Here is a 19,377-nt window from a genome sequence, read left to right as displayed (position 1 = left end):
CTATTTTTCGAACAAGTAAAGGTCCAATTATTGATTATACCTTAAAACAAAAGAAAAGCCTGCCAGAATGTTCTAGCAGGTCCCTTGCTATTCTTGATTCGATTGGATTTCTCGATTTAGTTGGACGTCTTGGTTGGATTGAATTTCTCGATTCAATTCATACCGATTTGTCCAAACTTCGATGAAATCTGGTGCAAACGGTCCTCTACGTTGCTGAATCCAGCTAATTAATTTTGCTACATTACGTTTCAAAATTTTGTCTATAACTTCTGGATATCCCATTTCCTGTTTATGCTGCTCATATTCATCCTCATCAAGAAGTGTGTACGACATATCGGGGAAAACTTTCACATCTAAGTCATAGTCTATATACTTGAGGGAATTATTATCATATACGAACGGCGAACTCATATTACAATAATAATAAACGCCGTCCTCTCGCAGCATACAAATAACGTTGAACCAGTGCTCTGCGTGGAAATAGCAAATAGACGGCTCTCTTGTTAGCCAAGTGCGACCATCTGATTCCGTCACAAGCGTTTTCTCATTTGCCCCAATGACAATGTTTTTCGTCCCTTTTAAAACCATCGTTTCTTGCCAGACACGGTGGATACGACCATTGTGCTTATAACTATGTATTTGTATCGTTTCTCCTTCTACTGGTAATGCCATTTTGAAGCCCACCTTTTCGTCTACATCTGGATAATTCACGTTTTTATTTTATTATAGCAATGCTACAGGAAAACGTGTAGTTAGAAAACCACAAATTTCATATTACATATCAAAAAGGTTCTACTTCAAATTTGGGGTAAGGCGTCTAAAATAGTTATTGCCTTCATTCCTGTACCTTTGCCTCCACTTAATCGTATCTCAACCAATTTATTTTTTTAGATAAGGATTCTCCAAAATATATAAAGGAAAATCGGCGTAGACATTTCGTCTACACCGATTGCTTTAGTAGGCAAATTCACTTTTGAAGAACTTCCTAGAACAATTAGAAATTGCTGTTATTGTTCTCATTGCTCTGTTTGCGCTTAGCAAATTGACCCGAAGATTGTTGCTTTTTCATCTCCGATTGTTGGTTTTGCTTTTGCACTTCTTGGAAGTCAGTATCAGTACCGAATTCCTCATTTTGACGATTTTGAGTATTGTTTTGGTTGTTTTGATTTCGCTTCATCATGAATCACCTCCATGCTCATTATTGTGCACAGAGAGTAATTAATTATACGTAAAAAATCATTTTAGATATTTCCAAATTTTTAACATCGGTACAGGCATCGGTAAGCTTTCAATTTGCTGTTTTGTGAAAAACTGTACGTTGTCACGTAATGTATTTATTTTTACTGCTTGCACCTCATAGCTATCGATATGCCATGTTAAATGTGAAAATATATGCTTAAATTTCAGTATATGAGCACTATTTTCGACTTCGACACCATATTTCGACACTAAGTCTTCCTTGCCATGTTCTACAATTGCAAACTGCCACATTCCAGCAAGCAAACCTTCAGCTGGACGCTTTTCAAGTAAATAACGCCCTTCATCATCGCGTACCGCAAACACATCATAGCTAATATTTTTCATTTTCACTTTTTTTGATTTTACTGGTAGCTCTTCTGTATTACCAGCTTCGAACGCTGCACAATAATCACGAACAGGACATAGCAAACACTTCGGTGAAGTCGGGGTACAAATTAATGCACCAAGTTCCATTAAACCTTGGTTGAACGCCGATGGATTATGTGGATCAATCAGCTCTGTAACTGCCTCTTCAAATACTTTTTTCGTTTTAGGTTGAGCGATATCATCGAAAATATGTAATACACGACTTAATACACGCATTACATTGCCATCTACTGCATGTTCAGGCTTGCCATATGCAATACTAAGAATGGCACCTGCTGTATATGGACCCACACCTTTTAACTTTGAAATATCTGTGCGGTTATTTGGGACAACGCTATTATATGTTTCGACCACTTCTCTCACACCGGCTTGTAAATTGCGTGCGCGCGAATAATAGCCAAGTCCTTCCCACATTTTCAGCAGCTCTTCTTCTTGTGCATATGCTAATGATTCAGCTGTTGGAAAGCGTTCCAAAAAGCGATTGTAATAAGGGATTACAGTATCTACACGCGTTTGCTGTAGCATCACTTCTGACACCCAAATTTTATATGGCTCCTTCGTTTGTCTCCATGGTAAATCTCTCTTTTCTTTATTAAACCAATCGACTAAAGTTTGTCGAAATTGTTTCTTATATTCGTAATTCACGATTTCCTCCACTTTTTTTTAGATTTTATTTCATGTAAATGGGGGTATACTATGTATAGTGAATCTAACATAATTCCCCGCGAAAAATGCTGTCGAATATTGCACTTAAACATTCAAGGAGTTGATACATTGGATTCAGGCACACATCTTGTAATGGGTATCGCACTAGGCGGATTAGCATTTGCTGATCCTGTAGTCGCAAGCCATCCAATTACATTTACCGCAGTAATAGCAGGTACAATTATTGGCTCGCAAGCACCTGATGTCGATACGGTTTTAAAGCTGCGTAATAACGCAATCTACATTCGTCATCATCGCGGTATTACCCATTCCATTCCTGCTACATTATTATGGCCGCTTCTTATAACGGCTATTTTATCGTTAATTTTACAAGACGCCAACACTTTGCACTTATGGTTTTGGACACAGCTCGCTGTTTTCCTCCATGTGTTTGTCGATATTTTTAATGCGTACGGGACGCAAGCTTTTCGCCCCTTCTCGAAAAAATGGGTAGCTCTCGGTGTTATTAATACATTCGATCCGTACATTTTTGGACTACACTGCATTGGGATTTTAATTTGGATATTCGGTGCAAATCCGGTACTAACATTTAGCATTATGTACTTTATTATTGTTCTTTATTATATTGCACGTTTTGCATTGCAAAAGGCAGTAAAACGCGCCGTGCACGCAACTATACAAGACGAGGAATTTGTAATCGTTGCTCCTACAATGCGCTTTTTCTATTGGCGTGTAGCCGCAGCATCGAAAACGCACTACTATGTCGGTCGAGCTTATCGCCGTACTGTTAATATTTATGATAAATTCGAAATTCATCCGCTACCTAAAACACCATTAGTCGAAAAAGCAATGTTAGATTCAAACTTTCAATCGTTCATATCATTTTCACCAATTTATCGTTGGGAAATATCAGAGCTTGAAAATAATATAACAGAAGTACGGTTAATTGATTTACGCTATCGCAGTAATAATCGTTATCCGTTCGTAGCAGTCGTTCATTTAGACGGGGATTTAAATATCGTCAATTCCTATACTGGTTGGATTTTTACTGAAGATAAATTACAAAGGAAACTCCAAGTGGGTGCGAGTGATTAACGCTGGCGCATCCCCTTCGCGACAAAGATGGTTACATTTTGATGTGATCACAACATAAGTAATAGTTTTTAGTGACTACCTATTATCAAAAAGAAAGGCCTGTCCAGAAAATTTTTCTTTTCTGGACAAGCCTTTTATTATTGCATCATATCTTCACTTTGATCTAATAAATGTACGTATTTTGGATTTCTACCTGCAAATTCATGTAATTTATCTCCATAGCTTGCAATTAATTGACTAACAAGCTTTTCTGTATATTGTGGCCCTCGAAATTCGTAGCCAGCTTTTGCCGAAGTTGCTTCAAAGTCACTCCATAAAAGCTCTACCCATACACGCGCACGTCCAGCTGGCATTGCTGGATTTTTTTCTAATAACGCCTTTGTTAAGTTCTCAATATATTGTTCCATTTTATTTCCCTACTTTCATTGGTTCTAAAATCGAAACAGGCAGCGCCTCCTCATAGCGTTCACTGCCTAAACGATGGCCCCATGCAAAGCGACCTTTTAAACGATCTACCATAAAAAATTCGCCTGGTGCGCCATTAATGCGGTACATTTCACCCGGTATAATTGTATCTAAATCAACTAAATACGCTGCTGCCATTAGTGCTTTACGTTCGTACACGGCAAATTCATTGACTATACCTAGCTGCTCTGCTTTTCGAGATTTTTCTTTTAGTATAGCAATTTCATCACGTATTTCTTGCTCTGTCATTGCTGCGTAGTTTTTATCCATCATGCCTCATTCTCCTTCTCTTCTATAAAACGATTAATTACTTCTACCGGGAACCCTTTTTGGTAAAGTGCCTGTTTCGTTTTCATCCGTAGCTCACTGCCTGTAAATTTCGCAACATATTTGCGCCAAATTTTATCACCTTGAGCCTCAATCAGATGTTGCCACTCATCATCTTCTCGCTCAAGCTCAATTTGGTCAAGTACTTCGTTTACAATCGTATATGAATAACCTTTACGCATGAGCAAATCCGAAATTTTTTGCTTTACTTGCGACGGTGTTTTTTTTGCACCTGCCCGTACTTCTTTTTCTGCAAGCTGCAATGCAATTTCTACTTGCTCTTCATGCGTATATGAGCTTAGTATTTGCTCCTGCAAGCTCTTATCAATACCTTTTTTGATTAAATCTTGCTTTATCGCGCGTGGACCTTTTTTCGCTGTTTTCTTTTTCGTTTCCAATAATGCCTTCGAATACGTTTCATCATTTAAAAAGCCTAATGTTTCTAACTTTCGAATTGCTTCTAGCACAACTGCTTCGCCGTACCCTGCATCAACTAACTTTTTCTTCACTTCATATTCACTTCGCATTTGAAAGCTTAAAAAATGCAATGCTTTATTAAATGCTTTTGCAATCTCATCTTCATACGTAATTTCATCTATTTCAAACTGCTCAAGCATTTTACCTTTTGTTAAAGCAAACTTTATAAGTGTTCCTTCATCGACTGCGAATGCATATTGGTCATTTAAGTATATATTGTAGCGCTCGGGGTTATTTTTTTGACGCCCGATTCTCGAAATAACGAACATGCTCTTCCCCCCTTTTTCTTATTAGTATACATGTTTTTTCAAAGCGTTTCATGAACACAAATAATAGGGTAAAATATTAAACAAAGGTAACTGTTTTTGATAAAGGAGGTCTTTAAATGAAAATTGCAATTGCTGGTGGAACGGGCTTTGTTGGGCAAGAGCTTACAAAGCTTTTATGCGAACAAGGACATGAAGTGTTTATTTTAACGCGTGGCGAGGAAAAATATATAGATGGTGTGCAATATTTACGCTGGATGAACGGTGCTAAACCAGAGCAATCACTTGAAGATCTTGACGCCTTTGTCAATTTAGCTGGAGTATCTCTAAATGATGGTCGCTGGACTGCATCGCAAAAAAAGGCTATTTATAATAGTCGAATGGATACAACGGATGAAGTGCTTCGTATATTTGAAAATTTAACTGAACGTCCTAGCGTGTATGTCAATGCTAGCGCTGTCGGAATTTATCCAACTTCAACAACAGCTGTCTACACTGAAAATTCCTCTGAACAAGCGCATGATTTTTTAGGCAAAACCGTAGCTGACTGGGAGCAAAAAGCAATGCATGCAGAGCAACTAGGTATTCGTACATGCTTGACCCGTTTCGGAGTTATTTTAGGGAAAAATGAAGGTGCACTACCACTAATTGTACTGCCATACCAATTATTCGTTGGTGGTACTATCGGTTCAGGTGAACAGTGGCTATCTTGGGTTCATGTAGAAGACGTGGCTCGTGCAATTTTGCATGCAATTGAAACACCTGAATTAAGCGGATCGATTAACATCACATCCCCGAATGCAAAACGGATGAAGAGTTTCGGCAAAACAATTGCCCGTGCGTTAGCAAAACCGCATTGGCTTCCTGTACCAAGCATCGCCTTGAAGCTCGCACTCGGTGAAAAAAGTGTCCTTGTGTTAGAAGGCCAATATGTCGTTCCCGAAAAATTGCTCGATTCTGGTTTTATTTTCAAATTCACTTCACTAAAGAATGCCATTAATGACCTGTATAACTAACTCAATTTTGCGCAATCTACTTGTAAAAAGGAGGTTGCGCTATGTGGAAACATCATTTATATGGCGTATTACTTATAAGCTGCATTGTGCTCATTTCATTCGTCATATTCCCTAGTACCTTTGCACAAGCCGATGAATATCATTGGGGTTTTAAACGCTCTACAAATAATGAACCCGCCGAGGCAGGAGCAAAATTAGATGCAACGCTTGAAAAATATGGTGCCATTTATAAAGGAAACCCCGAAAAAAAAATAGCCTATTTAACATTTGATAATGGTTATGAAAACGGATTTACTGAGAGCATTTTAGACACACTTGCTGCCGAAAAAGTCCCAGCAACATTCTTTTTAACAGGCCATTATTTAACGAGTGCAACAGATTTAGTGAAACGCATGATTAATGACGGTCATATTATAGGCAATCACTCCTATGGACATCCAAATATGGCGCGGTTAACAACTAATCAAATGGTAGATGAATGGCAAAAATTCGATAAAAAATTGAATGAACTAACCGGGATAAAGCGCACTTATTATACCCGACCACCCGAAGGAATATTTAGCGAACAAGTTTTAAAAGTTGGTAATGACTATGGATACCGTCATATTTTTTGGTCAGTTGCCTTCAAAGATTGGCTTAAAGATGAGCGTCGAGGCTATAAGTATGCATATGATGCACTTATGCAACAACTTCATCCAGGGGCTGTTATTTTAATGCATACCGTAGCACAAGATAATGCTGAAGCTTTGCCGAAATTTATTAAAGATGCGAAGGCTGCGGGCTATACATTTGCCTCACTCGATGATCTCGTACTTGAATTTGAAGGCGTGGTTCTACCTTAAATAAAATTGCTAGCAGTGAGGTCTCAAATTCTCACTGCTTTTTTATTGGAATTTTTTCTAGTAGCTAAGTAGCTCTTTGCTTTAGAAAGTTGTTTTATTACCCGTTGATGTATAATAATCTGCTTTCTTTCCTTTCACACTTCTGTCCGTTATAATTGTTGGATGAACTTAATAAGGACGTGGAAAAATGAATAAAACAATAATGGAACTTGGTCAAAAGTTCCCTTTAACAATCAAGCGCCTCGGTATTAACGGTGAAGGTGTCGGATTTTATAAACGTAATGTTGTCTTTGTTAAAGGTGCACTTCCTGGTGAAGAAGTAACCGTAAAAGTAACAAAGCTACAACGCAATTTTGCAGAAGCAGAAGTAATAAATATTAGAAAAGCAAGTGAATTCCGTCAAGAAGCTCCTTGCCCGGTTTATGATGAGTGTGGTGGATGTCAGCTACAGCATATGTCATATGAAGGTCAACTGAAAAATAAACGAGATATCGTAATTCAAGCACTTGAAAAATACGTACCAAAAGTTGCTGAAACGACAGAAATCCGTCCAACATTAGGCATGGACAATCCTTGGAATTATCGAAACAAAAGCCAATTCCAAGTACGTAAAGAAGGTAAGCGCGTATATGCTGGTCTATTTTCAGAAGGCTCAAACAAGCTACTTAATATTAATGACTGTTTAGTGCAACATCCTGTAACTTCAAAAATTACTGTCGGTACTCGTAAAATATTGCAAAAACTTAATATCCCTATTTACGACGGTAAGACTCTAAACGGCTTAGTACGTACTATTGTTGTGCGTACGGGCATTCGCACTGGTGAAACGCAAGTATGCTTAGTCACAACACGTAATGAAATGCCACATAAAGCCGAATTAGTCGAGCGTATTAAAAAGCTTGACCCATCAATTGTTTCAATTACACAAAACGTTAATCGTGAAAAAACTTCACTAATTTTCGGTGACGAAACAATTGTATTAGATGGTAAAGAAACAATTCATGAAGAGCTTGGAGAACTAGCATTCGACTTATCATCTCGCGCATTCTTCCAGTTAAACCCTGAGCAAACAGTACATTTATATAATGAAATAAAAAAAGCAGCCGCATTGACTGGAAAAGAAACAGTTGTCGACGCGTACTGCGGTGTAGGTTCAATTGGTTTATGGTTAGCGAAAGACGCAAAAGAAGTGCGCGGCATGGATATCGTGCCTGAAAGTATTGCTGACGCAAAAAGCAATGCGCGTAAACACGGCTTCAAGCATGCTCGTTACTTCCCTGGTAAAGCGGAAAGTTGGTTAGCTCGCTGGCATAGTGAAGGATTCACACCTGATGTTATTACAGTCGACCCACCGCGCACAGGTCTAGATGCAAGCTTTATTAAATCCGTTATGAAAATCAAACCAAAGCGCTTCGTATACACTTCTTGTAACCCGTCGACACTCGCGAAGGATTTGCAAGAATTAACAAAGCTTTATAACGTTGAGTATATTCAGCCTGTAGATATGTTTCCACAGACAGCTCATGTGGAGTGTGTGGCGCAACTTACATTAAAAGAAGAGAACTAATCCTTTTAAAAGGAGACAGCTAACCATCTAGGTTGTTGTCTTCTTTTAGCGTTTTAAAAGGATTTTCGAAGGTATAATGAATTCGAATTTCATCATTGTGGCTACAAGTAATCTTATCAACTAACGAATAAAGGAACTCGCTTAGTGGAGTTCCTTATATATAACGTTTTTTAATATTGTACCTTAACTAAAAATGTAGAGTATGCTCATTTGGCGAAGGTGTTTGTCAGTACATTCTAATGGTTTTCATCGGTAAAAGTCAGTGTGACTGCCTGGACTAAATCCATTTCTTTAAATCTTGAAGGAGAAAAGAAATCTTCCATAGCAAAGCTTTTCATACTGGAACCACCATCGTAAATCATAATAGCAACAGGTATTTCTTTATTGATTTCAATCTTTTGAAAATCAGTCAGAAAACCTATTGAAGATGCTAAGATTTCATAATCGACATCCAGTGTATCGGTTTTATATGAAGCCATCCCCGTTGTGTTGATGTTGAAATCTACTGCATAGTTGTCTTTAAGTATCATTGCAAATGTACCTTCTAAGCTATCATCTGGATTGGCATCCGGCCCTAATAATACCTGTCCACCTCCCATAACACTCCAAGTGTCGTCATCTTTCAAAGTATAAACATTAACTTTAAGGCTTTTTGCAGTTTTAGGAGCTTTGAAAGATACAATATTTGTATCCTTTTCAAGTCCTAACGACTCCAAAAGATATGTATCACTTTCTGATAACTCATAGGGTGCAACGCCTTCCTTACTGAGCGATTTTGGTATATCTGTGTTGTTTGAACATGCAGAAAACACCATTGTCGAAACAACAACTAAAAATATTGCAAAAAACTTCCTTATTTTGATTACCTCCTCATAATATAAATTCCTCTTACTAGATAAATATTCAGTGATACGAACCATAATACTCATAATAATGATTATTTAAATTCTCCTTAATACTATTATAAAATAGGTTGTAAAACAACGACGGCAATAATACTACCACAGTGTGCAATGCTTTCTATCGCTAAACTAACATGGTATTATTAGGTAAATTTATATTAGGGTTTTATTAATATGTAGAGTAGTTACTTCATGGATTATATGTCATCACGGGAACTGCCTTATAATAATCCATAGCGAAGAGTTCAAATACTTTGTGCTTAAGGTCTTAGAAAAAAAACATAGTAATATGAATTTTTTTATTAAGGGGGATCAATTTGGTCGTAATTAATACGCTTTTAATATGGCTAGTTATAAATACCATTATTAATGCACATTTAATGACATTACCAAGGCTAGAGTTAAAAAAGGGAAAGTTTCCGGAAGAATTTCAGATTTATCAAAAAAACAGAATTGATATACAAAAAAATTATGAATGTGCAGCATTTTCTACTGCTTATGTATTACGTCATTTCGGAATAGAAGCTGATGGATTTGATATATACTCTAATTTCCCTAGCAAAATGAAAACAGGATATGTGTATCCTAAAGGAATTCGAACTTATTTAAATCAAAAAGAGTTTAAAACAAGTTATTATAAAGGGAATATTAATACTTTAAAAAAGCAGATTAGTAAAGGAAATCCCGTTATTGTTTTTATTAAAGCACATAAAAAGAGCAATGATTTACACTTTGTCCCGGTTATAGGATATGATAAGGACTATTTATACATCGCGGAATCCGTGGAGCATTTAGTAAATTGTAAAGATGATAGCACTATTTATAATCGCAAAGTTTCCATTGATGAATTCAAAAAATTGTGGAATATAAAAAATTTGCGAATACCTTTTTATAGCAACACGTACATAACTACAGGAAGGTAACTAATACTTATCACTTGATAAAAAACAATTTAGGGAAATATTTAACGTATTCATATAATCGAAAAGGATTTAAAAACACCAAAATAGAATATTTAATAAACTCTCCTTTTACTATAGAAAAGCTTAAAATGAGAGTTTTTTTAAATAGTAAATTTATTTTTAACAGGAGGGTATTATGGGAAGATTAATACATTTTGAAATTCATGTAAACGATATGGAGAGAGCAAAAAAGTTTTATGGTGAGGTATTCGACTGGAAGTTTGAGGATTGGAGTAATTATGCTGGAATGCCTTACTTCGGAGCAGTGACTGGCGATGAAAAAGAGCCAGGAATCAATGGCGCTTTAATGCAACGCCAAAGTGCTTCACCAGAAACGGGTCAAAGCTTAAATTCCTACGTTTGTACAATGGGAGTGGAAGATTACGATTCCACTGCAGCAAAAATTTTAAACAACGGTGGCAATGTTGCGATGCCTAAATACGCACTACCTGGAATGGCTTGGCAAGGGTACTTTATGGATACAGAAGGAAATATATTTGGTATACATCAACCAGATGAGAACGCACAATAAGTAATCAAGTGCAATTATTGCTCTATAGTATTACTGTACTACCTATAAGAAAAAAGTAGAAAAGGCAGAGGGATTAAACTCCTTCTGCCTTCTTTCCTATTTCTCTCGAAAATCCTCGTGGAATAATGTGGATACTTAATATTATTGATAAAATTTCAGAAATAGTAGTGAATGCTGACATACTACTATTTCTTAAACTGAATATGATGTAAATTCGCAAACACGCCCCCTGCTGCTACTAATTCATCATAAGTACCTTCTTCTTCGATACCCTCTGGTGTGACAACAAGTACACGATCGGCATTGCGAATTGTTGCAAGGCGATGCGCAATTACAAGAGTTGTTCTGTTTTCAGCAAGCTCCGTTAACGATTGCTGAATAATCATTTCTGTTTCTGTATCTAGCGCAGATGTAGCCTCATCTAAAATTAAAATTGGCGGGTTCTTTAAAAACATACGCGCAATTGCTAAACGTTGTTTTTGACCACCTGATAATTTCAAGCCGCGCTCACCAATTTGTGTTTCATAGCCGTCTGGTAAATCTTCAATAAATGACTTTAAATGTGCTCTTTCTGCAGCCGATTTAATGTCCTCAAAAGACGCATCTAGCTTACCGTACGCAATATTTTCACGAATTGTACCTGTAAATAAAAATACATCTTGCTGAACAATCCCGATTTGCTCTCGCAGCGATTGTTGAGTCATATCACGAATATCAATATCGTCAATTGTAATGGCCCCGCTGCTCACATCATAAAACCTAGGAATTAATGAACAAATCGTCGTTTTCCCTGCTCCAGATGGTCCAACGAAGGCAATTGTCTCCCCTGCTTTTAAAGAAAATGAAATATCTTTTAACACCTGTTTTGATGAATCATAATAGAAATCTACATGGTTAAATGAAATATCGCCTTGCAATTCATAAACAGCAATTGCATCTGGCTTGTCCTGCACTTCAGGCTCTTGTTCGATTAAATCACGGAAACGTTTAAAGCCTGCCATCCCTTTTGGATACAACTCGAGTAACGCGCTAATTTTATCGATTGGTTTAATTAAAACATTTGTGTATAACACGAAGCTTACTAACTCTCCGTAACTTAATTTGCCATTAAAACTTAACCATGCACCTACAATGAGTACAACAAGCGTTAACAATCGTGTCATCATATAAATGCTTGAATGTGTGCCCGCCATTATTTTATAAGCATATAGCTTTGCTGTACGGAAGAAGCCATTTTGTTCGCGGAAACGAGCCATTTCAAACTCTTCATTAGTAAAAGATTTTACAACGCGCACGCCAGACACGCTGTCTTCTACACGCCCATTAACATCAGCGATTTTACCGTACATATCTTTCCAAGCTTTGTTCATTTTCATATTACTAAATGTAACAAGCCATGTTAAAAACGGCACCATTACAATAGCTATAAGTGCAAGTGTCGGGTTAACGTTGAACATAATTGCAAACGCACCGATAAATGTCATAATTGCAATGAAAAAATCTTCTGGTCCATGATGAGCAAACTCACCAATATCAAATAAATCATTCGTAATTCGACTCATAATATGACCTGTTTTTGTATTATCAAAGAAGCGGAATGATTGCCTTTGAACATGATTAAACAATTCCTGACGCATATCCGTTTCAATATTAATACCGAGCTTATGACCTAAATAATTGACGATAAAGTTTAGTACCGCACTTAATATATAAACAAATAATAACAGTACACTTACCTTAACAATCATGCCCCAATCCCCATCTGGCAATAGCTCATCAATGAACCACTGCACAGCGAGCGGAAAAGCAAGTTCTAAAACAGCTACGATAATTGCGCTCGAAAAGTCGATCATAAACAAACGCTTATGTGGTTTATAATAAGAGAAAAATTTTGATAGCATAATAAAGTCCTTTCTAAGATTCGTATTTACTATAATAACCTATTAAGTAATAGTTTTACTATAGGTCCACGAAAACAACTCTCATTTTTTGAACCTTTCTTTAATACATTTCAGACAATTTCATGTAAAATTAAGCAGAGTATTGGAGGTATATACATAATGAAAAATTTCTTAATCGTATCCGTTATCTTTATTCTATCTTTTTTAGGTCTTCAATGGCTTTCAGGACTAGTCATTACATCTAACCATGAGGCTTCGCCACAAAGTGGCTCTATGCTTCAATCAGCTGTTACATTTGGTGGAATTAACTTTTTAATGGAGTTTATATACATCTTGTTAGCGATGGCTATAACTTCCATTATCTTCTTTACATTAAAAAGCAGACGTTCAAAGTAATTGAACGCCTGCTTTTTTTATACTTCTAGCTGTTTCTTAGGTACGAATTTCCGAGCGCTAGCAATAATAATAAAAATTATCATTAACATAGCGCTTATTAAAATTAAAAAACTTATATTTTTCACTAGTTGTAAATATAGTCCGCCTAAAAATGGTCCACTTAAACTACCTAAGCTAAAGAAAATCCCACAAATTAAATTGCCAGTAGGAAGTAGCTCTTTTGGTGTTAAATCAGTCATATACGTAATGCCGAGCGAGAACATAGAACCAATACACATTCCCGTAATTGCAAATAATACTGCTACAATCGTCGCTGAATACTCAAAAAAGCTACAAACGGCAAACAACACCGAACCACTAAAAAGTCCACCTAAAATTACTTTGCGTCGACCAATTTTATCACCAAGCATTCCTAGTGGGAGCTGAGTTAAAATTGCCCCTACGGAAAAGGCTGCTAACATAACAGAAACCATTGGCACATCAAAACCTTTACGTAGTGCATATACAGGGAATAAAGCATTTAGTGAGGACTCCAAAAATCCATAAATAAATGGCGGTAAAAAAGCTATCCAACCAAATTTGAACGCCATTTTATAGCGTGTAAAGCTCCCTTGATTATCTACATTTCCTTTAATGACATCCGGTCGTTCATTGCCCACAAAAAATACGAGTGACCATGCAAGTAAACACATTGCAGATGATATGACAAACGGGAATATTTCTGAAATTTTAACAAGCGGGACGAATAATGGACCTACTGCAAAGCCAATGCTGAACGATAAGCCGTAAATCGACATGCTCTTCCCTAAATTACCATGCGGTGTAGATGAAGTAATCCACGTTTGTGTTGCAAAATGCAGTGCGTGATCACCGATTCCTATGAGCATCCGTAGTGCGAACCAAAAGAGTACACTTTTCCATAATGGGAACATTGCAAGCGATAAAAAGACAATTGCCCCACCTACAATAATTACCGGTTTGTAGCCATATTTTCGTAACGGCTGCTCTATAAATGGTGAAATAAGCAATGTCCCTATGTAAAGTCCAGTAGCATTTAATCCGTTTAAAGTAGATGATACTCCGTCTGTTTCAAAAATTACTGAAATGAGCGGTAGTAACATCCCTTGTGAAAAACCTGAAATAGATACGATAATTACTAAAATCCAAAATCTACGCTGTTCATAAGATGCTGTCACTATAGTTGCCCCCAAAATAATTGCTACAAATTAGTATAGCAGACAACACAAAACCCCAGTAAACTTTATCTCTAAAAGTTCACTAGGGTTTTAAATATCACTTATATACACTTACGTTTGTATAAACTACATCTCGGCTGATGTTGCCGAAAAAAGTTTAAACTCCCTCCCTTACATTAAGTATAGGTGAGTACATGTTTTTTCCGACCAGCCCCTTTCGCTATTTGTTAAATTTACTTTAACACACAGTCGGAATAATGTAAATATTCAGAATACAGATATTCTGAAAAGGGTAATTAAGACCCAACGTTTTTCCATAATTGGTATTTAGGTAAAAAAACATTACATATCCATCACAATTTTCTGCATTTTTTTACACCAATCTTCACTTCTACACAGCAATTCATCAAAAATCTATGTATAATGTAGCTATGTTAATCGTGAAGGAGGGACCCCATTTATCATTTGATAAGGGGACAACTATGAATCCAATTACAAACAAAGAACAGCAAGTGACGTATTTAAAAGAGCGTCTTGAAATTTTCCTAGAAGTATTAGACGCAATTGATCCGGAAACAACGGAACTCGAAGATATCGATCGTTTAATTCAAATGATGGATGACCTTGAAGAAAAAATGGATCAATTCCAGCATCGTAATGAAACGACTGAATAATGAGGCGTAAAGGTTCCGTCTGAAAAAGGATTTTGAGACGGATTCTCTGCTCGCAAGGCGGTGGCATTTTGATGCGACCACCGCAGGAGCAATATGTCTTTATGGATAATTACTAAGGAGAGACGGGGGTGTCAGGAAAGTTTACTTTCTGGACACCCCCTTTTTTTCATGTCATTTAAAGAGTATAATATTTGAGTGAATACTCATATTATTATATTTTTCTGGGGGGAAAAATAACATGGCATACTTAGAAACATTAGAGAAAAGTCTTTATAACTTAGTTACTGAAACGTCTACAAACTTACCAAAAGATGTTCGCCGTGCAATCAAAAAAGCGAAGCAAGCTGAAAACGCAGGTACTCGTGCTGCGATGAGTTTAGACACTATTTCCAATAATATCGTCATGGCCGAAGATAACGTATCACCAATATGCCAAGATACTGGCCTTCCTACATTTAAAGTGTATACTCCTATTGGCGTAAACCAACTTGAAATTAAAGCAGCCATTAAAAAAGCAATCGTTTCTACTACAGCTGATGCAAAATTACGTCCAAATGCAGTAGATTCACTAACTGGTGCAAATAGCGGTAACAACTTAGGAGACGGACTTCCTGTTATCAAGTTTGAACAATGGGAAAACGATTACATTACAATTAAGCTAATTCTTAAAGGTGGCGGCTGTGAAAACAAAAACATTCAATATAGCTTACCGACAGAATTAGAAGGTCTTGGCCGTGCAGGTCGTGATTTAGACGGTATTCGTAAATGTATCCTTCACTCAGTATGGCAAGCACAAGGTCAAGGCTGTTCTGCAGGCTTTATCGGTGTTGGTATCGGTGGCGACCGTTCTTCTGGCTATGATTTAGCAAAAGAGCAATTATTCCGTAATGTTGAAGATACAAACCCAAATCCAGATCTTGCAAAATTAGAAGAATATATCGTAGAAAAATCAAATACATTTGGCGTTGGTACTATGGGCTTCGGCGGTGAAGCAACTTTACTTGGCTGTAAAATCGGCGTGATGCACCGTATTCCAGCTTCATTCTATGTATCAGTAGCTTATAACTGCTGGGCATACCGTCGTATGGCTGTTGATATCGATCCTGCTACAGGTGAAATTATTAAATGGCATTATCAAGACGGAGAAAAAATTACATTCCGTGACGAAGAACAGACAGCGGCATCTACAGATAATGAACTAGTTGAATTAACTGCTCCAATTTCTGAAGAACAAATTCGTGCACTTAAAGTTGGGGATGTTGTTAAAATTAACGGTCGTATGTTCACTGGCCGTGACGCAATTCACCACCACTTAATGAGCCACGATGCACCTGTTGATTTAAACGGACAAGTGATTTATCACTGTGGACCTGTAATGGCAAAAGACGAAGCAGGAAACTGGACAGTAAAAGCTGCTGGACCAACTACTTCTATTCGCGAGGAGCCATACCAAGGCGACATTATGAAAAAATTCGGTATCCGCGCTGTAATTGGTAAAGGCGGTATGGGACCAAAAACACTTGCTGCCCTACAAGAGCACGGTGGCGTATACTTAAATGCAATCGGTGGCGCGGCTCAGTACTACGCAGACTGCATTAAAGGTGTTGACGGCGTAGACTTAATGGAATTCGGTATTCCAGAAGCAATGTGGCACTTAAATGTTGAAGGCTTTACAGCAGTTGTAACAATGGACTCTCACGGTAACTCATTACACGCCGATGTAGAAAAATCTTCATTAGAGAAATTATCTCAGTACTCAGAAAGAGTATTTTAATACTTAAATCCTTAATTAGGGCTGTCTCATAAATGAGGCGGCCCTTTTGGTATATAATTGGTTCTATAATTGTTGTGGTATGCACACAATTTTGTCCATAAAAAAGCAAAGTTTTTACCCGATCATGAATATAAAGAAGTAGGCGTTCATCTTGGTTAAGGATGCGTTGATTGGAATGGAGGGGCGGTGACTCCTTGGGGATAAGCAATGTTTATTGCGGCGAAAGCTTAGCGACAGTCGCACGTGCGGAAAATCCAATTGTTTCGGTCCCATCCGAAACAATTTAGTTGGAGACGTGCCCCCAGGAAAGCGCCCACCCCAGAATGGAAATCAACGCCCCTATTCAAAAAGGGTGCAATAAATTTTAATTCCTCAAAATCAGCCCCCCCACATTTAACGTAGAACCATATAATTTATGTCTACATTTTAATAGTTGGTGTTGGGCATTCGCGTAATAATTTTACGAAAACTGCATTCGCTTTGAGCTCCTAAAAAAGCTTGCGAAGGGAAATTTTCCATTCGTAAGCTTTTTTATATTGCATTTACTTCCGTACTCTCGTATACTCTTAATTATAATAATTCTAACTTAGAAATAAAACCAATCTAAATGATAAACATTATCAAATATCAATTCATTTAGCTATTGATAGTGAATATCATTATCAAGGAGGTATAGTATGGAGTATTCTAATCGAGAAAACGTTAGTGTAAATGAGAAAATAATAGAACATAAAGAACTGATTGCCGCACTTGTCGCTGGATTTATTATCGGGTTGGCATGGCTTATGGATAAAAACGGACAAACGACTGCTGCCATAATTGCTTACTTAAGTGCATTTGCGATTGGTGGTTATGCAAAAGCCAAAGAAGGCATAGAAGATACGATCGAAAACAAATCACTCAACGTAGAAATATTAATGATTTTGGCTGCAACTGGTTCTGCCATTATCGGTTTTTGGGCTGAAGGTGCCATCCTAATATTCATTTTTGCAGTAAGTGGTGCGCTTGAAACATACGCAATGAACAAAAGCCATCGCGAAATTTCTGCGCTAATGGAATTACAACCCGAGGAAGCTTGGCTAGTGCGGGGTGGCTTTGAACCGATTAAAGTAGCTGTTTCTTCTTTAAAGGTTGGCGACCATATTTTAGTTAAACCAGGTGAGCGTATTTCAGCAGATGGCACTATTTTTAAAGGTGCTTCCAATGTGGACGAAGCAGCAATTACTGGTGAATCAATGCCGATTACTAAAATTGTTGGCGACGATGTATTTGCAGGAACGGTAAATTTAAATGGTGTATTAACAATTAACGTTACAAAGCAAAGTTCCGAAACGCTATTCCAAAAAATTATTACACTCGTACAATCAGCACAAAGTGAAAAATCCCCTTCTCAACAATTTATCGAGCGTTTTGAAGGGACATATGTAAAATTAGTATTAACAGCAGTTGCTATTATGATGGTACTGCCTTACTACTTACTTGGTTGGGACTGGACAACGACATTTTATCGCGCGATGGTACTTTTAGTTGTCGCTTCTCCATGTGCTTTAGTCGCCTCTATTATGCCTGCTACTCTTGCATCTATTTCGAACGGTGCACGTAATGGGATATTATTTAAAGGCGGTTTACATTTAGAACATTTAAGCATATTGCGTGCACTTGCTGTTGATAAAACAGGAACATTAACCCAAGGGACACCTGTTGTGACAGATTTTATTGTACGTGACGAGAAAAATCGCACACATACATTAGCAGTTATAGCAGCGATTGAATCACAATCGAATCACCCTCTCGCAAAAGCCATTACTGCTTTTGCGAAAGCACAGCATGCTACTTCTATCGACGCAGTGATTGAGGACGTTCCGGGTTATGGCATTAAAGCAACAATTGATGGCAAAATGTATAGTATTGGGAAACCTGATTTTGTAGGCTATGAGTCATCACAGACTTTCGCTAACAGTGCCGCTGAAAAACTCGCTGCACAAGGGAAAACGGTTATTTTCCTTAAGGACGAAGAAGGTATTAGCGCACTTGTTGCGTTGCAAGATACAGTGCGCGAGGAAGCAAAAAAAGCAGTCTCTATGCTACAAGAACTTGGAATCGACGTTATGATGCTAACAGGCGACAATGAAAAAACAGCAAAAGCCATCGCTGCTGAATCCGGCGTTAATCACTATATTGCCGAATGCTTACCTGAAACAAAAGTCGACTATATAAAATCATATATGGAAAAATACAAAACTGTCGGTATGGTCGGAGATGGCATTAACGACGCACCTGCACTTGCAACTGCATCGGTCGGAATCGCAATGGGAGGCGGAACTGACGTCGCATTAGAAACTGCTGATGTCGTATTAATGAAAAATGATTTATCAAAAATTGCTTATGCAGTAAAGCTATCACGTAAAATGCAACGGATCGTCAAGCAAAATATCATATTCTCGATTTCAGTCATTACGTTATTAATCGCATCTAACTTCTTTCAAGCGATTGATTTACCTCTTGGCGTTATCGGACACGAAGGCAGTACAATTTTAGTTATTTTGAATGGGTTACGTATGTTGAAAAATGTATAAACGGGAAATAAAATAAAAAAAGGAACTAGACCCCGATTAGTGACACAAAAAAGTATGTCTAATCAGGGTCTAATTCATTATATATATTTAAAAACATCTCAAGAGAATAAATTCACT

The 19,377-nt window shown here is 37.4% G+C and carries 19 protein-coding genes; 10 read left to right on the top strand and 9 right to left on the bottom strand.

All coding sequences use genetic code 11. The annotated features are described in order from the left end of the window. Nucleotides 1–87 precede the first annotated feature (87 nt). The 3 genes from ntdP to mutY all read right to left on the bottom strand — a co-directional run bounded on the left by ntdP (nucleotide 88) and on the right by mutY (nucleotide 2,271). The gene (gene ntdP / locus AAFN87_RS18750; RefSeq protein ID WP_347792585.1) at nucleotides 88–672 is read right to left on the bottom strand and encodes a nucleoside tri-diphosphate phosphatase; all 585 of its coding nucleotides are present in this window, start codon (nucleotides 670–672) and stop codon (nucleotides 88–90) included. Nucleotides 673–994: 322 nt separating this feature from the next. Further along, the gene (locus tag AAFN87_RS18745; RefSeq protein WP_347792584.1) at nucleotides 995–1,180 is read right to left on the bottom strand and encodes a gamma-type small acid-soluble spore protein; all 186 of its coding nucleotides are present in this window, start codon (nucleotides 1,178–1,180) and stop codon (nucleotides 995–997) included. A 56-nt stretch (nucleotides 1,181–1,236) separates the two neighbouring features. After that, nucleotides 1,237–2,271: an A/G-specific adenine glycosylase gene (gene mutY / locus AAFN87_RS18740; protein ID WP_347792583.1), complete on the bottom strand. Its 1,035-nt coding sequence runs from the start codon at nucleotides 2,269–2,271 to the stop codon at nucleotides 1,237–1,239. Nucleotides 2,272–2,400: 129 nt separating this feature from the next. Here mutY and AAFN87_RS18735 point away from each other — a divergent pair, with 129 nt between their 5' ends. Continuing rightward, nucleotides 2,401–3,387: a metal-dependent hydrolase gene (locus AAFN87_RS18735; protein WP_347792582.1), complete on the top strand. Its 987-nt coding sequence runs from the start codon at nucleotides 2,401–2,403 to the stop codon at nucleotides 3,385–3,387. A gap of 137 nt (nucleotides 3,388–3,524) precedes the next feature. Here the strand turns inward: AAFN87_RS18735 and AAFN87_RS18730 are convergent, their stop codons facing one another. Genes AAFN87_RS18730 through recX form a run of 3 tightly spaced genes read right to left on the bottom strand, consistent with a single transcriptional unit; the run spans nucleotide 3,525 to nucleotide 4,925 of the window. Further along, on the bottom strand, nucleotides 3,525–3,794 hold the full coding sequence (locus AAFN87_RS18730; RefSeq protein WP_347792581.1) for a YfhJ family protein: 270 nt from the start codon (nucleotides 3,792–3,794) through the stop codon (nucleotides 3,525–3,527). Nucleotide 3,795: 1 nt separating this feature from the next. Beyond that, a complete protein-coding gene (locus AAFN87_RS18725) occupies nucleotides 3,796–4,125 on the bottom strand; it encodes a YfhH family protein (RefSeq protein ID WP_347792580.1) in 330 nt (109 codons plus the stop codon). Then, nucleotides 4,122–4,925: a recombination regulator RecX gene (gene recX, locus AAFN87_RS18720; RefSeq protein WP_347792579.1), complete on the bottom strand. Its 804-nt coding sequence runs from the start codon at nucleotides 4,923–4,925 to the stop codon at nucleotides 4,122–4,124. The genes AAFN87_RS18725 and recX overlap by 4 nt, the downstream gene beginning before the upstream one ends. 116 nt (nucleotides 4,926–5,041) lie before the next feature. On the opposite strand from recX, the gene AAFN87_RS18715 reads away from it, so the two are divergent. The 3 genes from AAFN87_RS18715 (at nucleotide 5,042) to rlmD (ending at nucleotide 8,347) form a co-directional block, all read left to right on the top strand. Next, the gene (locus AAFN87_RS18715) at nucleotides 5,042–5,938 is read left to right on the top strand and encodes a TIGR01777 family oxidoreductase (RefSeq protein WP_347792578.1); all 897 of its coding nucleotides are present in this window, start codon (nucleotides 5,042–5,044) and stop codon (nucleotides 5,936–5,938) included. A gap of 41 nt (nucleotides 5,939–5,979) precedes the next feature. Continuing rightward, on the top strand, nucleotides 5,980–6,780 hold the full coding sequence (locus AAFN87_RS18710; protein WP_347792577.1) for a polysaccharide deacetylase family protein: 801 nt from the start codon (nucleotides 5,980–5,982) through the stop codon (nucleotides 6,778–6,780). Between the two features lie 187 nt (nucleotides 6,781–6,967). Next, nucleotides 6,968–8,347: a 23S rRNA (uracil(1939)-C(5))-methyltransferase RlmD gene (gene rlmD / locus AAFN87_RS18705; RefSeq protein ID WP_347792576.1), complete on the top strand. Its 1,380-nt coding sequence runs from the start codon at nucleotides 6,968–6,970 to the stop codon at nucleotides 8,345–8,347. Between the two features lie 236 nt (nucleotides 8,348–8,583). Here the strand turns inward: rlmD and AAFN87_RS18700 are convergent, their stop codons facing one another. Next, nucleotides 8,584–9,267, bottom strand: coding sequence for a hypothetical protein (locus AAFN87_RS18700; protein WP_347792575.1), 684 nt, complete (start codon nucleotides 9,265–9,267; stop codon nucleotides 8,584–8,586). 299 nt (nucleotides 9,268–9,566) lie between these two features. Here AAFN87_RS18700 and AAFN87_RS18695 point away from each other — a divergent pair, with 299 nt between their 5' ends. Next, the gene (locus AAFN87_RS18695) at nucleotides 9,567–10,172 is read left to right on the top strand and encodes a C39 family peptidase (RefSeq protein ID WP_347792574.1); all 606 of its coding nucleotides are present in this window, start codon (nucleotides 9,567–9,569) and stop codon (nucleotides 10,170–10,172) included. A gap of 175 nt (nucleotides 10,173–10,347) precedes the next feature. Next, nucleotides 10,348–10,743: a VOC family protein gene (locus tag AAFN87_RS18690; protein ID WP_347792573.1), complete on the top strand. Its 396-nt coding sequence runs from the start codon at nucleotides 10,348–10,350 to the stop codon at nucleotides 10,741–10,743. 185 nt (nucleotides 10,744–10,928) lie between these two features. Here AAFN87_RS18690 and AAFN87_RS18685 read toward each other — a convergent pair whose 3' ends face one another. After that, nucleotides 10,929–12,644, bottom strand: coding sequence for an ABC transporter ATP-binding protein (locus AAFN87_RS18685; RefSeq protein WP_347792572.1), 1,716 nt, complete (start codon nucleotides 12,642–12,644; stop codon nucleotides 10,929–10,931). A gap of 159 nt (nucleotides 12,645–12,803) precedes the next feature. Between AAFN87_RS18685 and AAFN87_RS18680 the strand changes: the two genes are divergently transcribed. Beyond that, nucleotides 12,804–13,040, top strand: coding sequence for a carboxypeptidase (locus tag AAFN87_RS18680; RefSeq protein ID WP_347792571.1), 237 nt, complete (start codon nucleotides 12,804–12,806; stop codon nucleotides 13,038–13,040). A gap of 17 nt (nucleotides 13,041–13,057) precedes the next feature. Here AAFN87_RS18680 and AAFN87_RS18675 read toward each other — a convergent pair whose 3' ends face one another. Further along, nucleotides 13,058–14,236, bottom strand: coding sequence for an MFS transporter (locus AAFN87_RS18675; RefSeq protein ID WP_347792570.1), 1,179 nt, complete (start codon nucleotides 14,234–14,236; stop codon nucleotides 13,058–13,060). Between the two features lie 482 nt (nucleotides 14,237–14,718). On the opposite strand from AAFN87_RS18675, the gene AAFN87_RS18670 reads away from it, so the two are divergent. The 3 genes from AAFN87_RS18670 to AAFN87_RS18660 all read left to right on the top strand — a co-directional run bounded on the left by AAFN87_RS18670 (nucleotide 14,719) and on the right by AAFN87_RS18660 (nucleotide 19,260). Then, on the top strand, nucleotides 14,719–14,910 hold the full coding sequence (locus tag AAFN87_RS18670; RefSeq protein ID WP_347792569.1) for an SE1561 family protein: 192 nt from the start codon (nucleotides 14,719–14,721) through the stop codon (nucleotides 14,908–14,910). Between the two features lie 238 nt (nucleotides 14,911–15,148). Further along, a complete protein-coding gene (locus AAFN87_RS18665) occupies nucleotides 15,149–16,684 on the top strand; it encodes a fumarate hydratase (RefSeq protein ID WP_347792568.1) in 1,536 nt (511 codons plus the stop codon). 677 nt (nucleotides 16,685–17,361) lie between these two features. Beyond that, nucleotides 17,362–19,260: a heavy metal translocating P-type ATPase gene (locus tag AAFN87_RS18660; RefSeq protein ID WP_347792567.1), complete on the top strand. Its 1,899-nt coding sequence runs from the start codon at nucleotides 17,362–17,364 to the stop codon at nucleotides 19,258–19,260. Nucleotides 19,261–19,377: the final 117 nt, after the last annotated feature.

This window comes from Solibacillus sp. CAU 1738 (assembly GCF_039888725.1).
In the GTDB taxonomy this organism is placed as follows: Bacteria; Bacillota; Bacilli; order Bacillales_A; family Planococcaceae; genus Metasolibacillus.
This window is presented reverse-complemented; position numbering and strand designations above follow the sequence as displayed.

Coding starts and splice junctions, on each gene's coding strand:
- ntdP (WP_347792585.1), bottom strand. CDS start 672: ATGGCATTACCAGTAGAAGGAGAAACGATACAAATACATAGTTATAAG.
- AAFN87_RS18745 (WP_347792584.1), bottom strand. CDS start 1,180: ATGATGAAGCGAAATCAAAACAACCAAAACAATACTCAAAATCGTCAA.
- AAFN87_RS18730 (WP_347792581.1), bottom strand. CDS start 3,794: ATGGAACAATATATTGAGAACTTAACAAAGGCGTTATTAGAAAAAAAT.
- AAFN87_RS18725 (WP_347792580.1), bottom strand. CDS start 4,125: ATGATGGATAAAAACTACGCAGCAATGACAGAGCAAGAAATACGTGAT.
- recX (WP_347792579.1), bottom strand. CDS start 4,925: ATGTTCGTTATTTCGAGAATCGGGCGTCAAAAAAATAACCCCGAGCGC.
- AAFN87_RS18715 (WP_347792578.1), top strand. CDS start 5,042: ATGAAAATTGCAATTGCTGGTGGAACGGGCTTTGTTGGGCAAGAGCTT.
- AAFN87_RS18710 (WP_347792577.1), top strand. CDS start 5,980: ATGTGGAAACATCATTTATATGGCGTATTACTTATAAGCTGCATTGTG.
- rlmD (WP_347792576.1), top strand. CDS start 6,968: ATGAATAAAACAATAATGGAACTTGGTCAAAAGTTCCCTTTAACAATC.
- AAFN87_RS18700 (WP_347792575.1), bottom strand. CDS start 9,267: ATGGTTCGTATCACTGAATATTTATCTAGTAAGAGGAATTTATATTAT.
- AAFN87_RS18690 (WP_347792573.1), top strand. CDS start 10,348: ATGGGAAGATTAATACATTTTGAAATTCATGTAAACGATATGGAGAGA.
- AAFN87_RS18685 (WP_347792572.1), bottom strand. CDS start 12,644: ATGCTATCAAAATTTTTCTCTTATTATAAACCACATAAGCGTTTGTTT.
- AAFN87_RS18680 (WP_347792571.1), top strand. CDS start 12,804: ATGAAAAATTTCTTAATCGTATCCGTTATCTTTATTCTATCTTTTTTA.
- AAFN87_RS18670 (WP_347792569.1), top strand. CDS start 14,719: ATGAATCCAATTACAAACAAAGAACAGCAAGTGACGTATTTAAAAGAG.
- AAFN87_RS18665 (WP_347792568.1), top strand. CDS start 15,149: ATGGCATACTTAGAAACATTAGAGAAAAGTCTTTATAACTTAGTTACT.
- AAFN87_RS18660 (WP_347792567.1), top strand. CDS start 17,362: ATGGAGTATTCTAATCGAGAAAACGTTAGTGTAAATGAGAAAATAATA.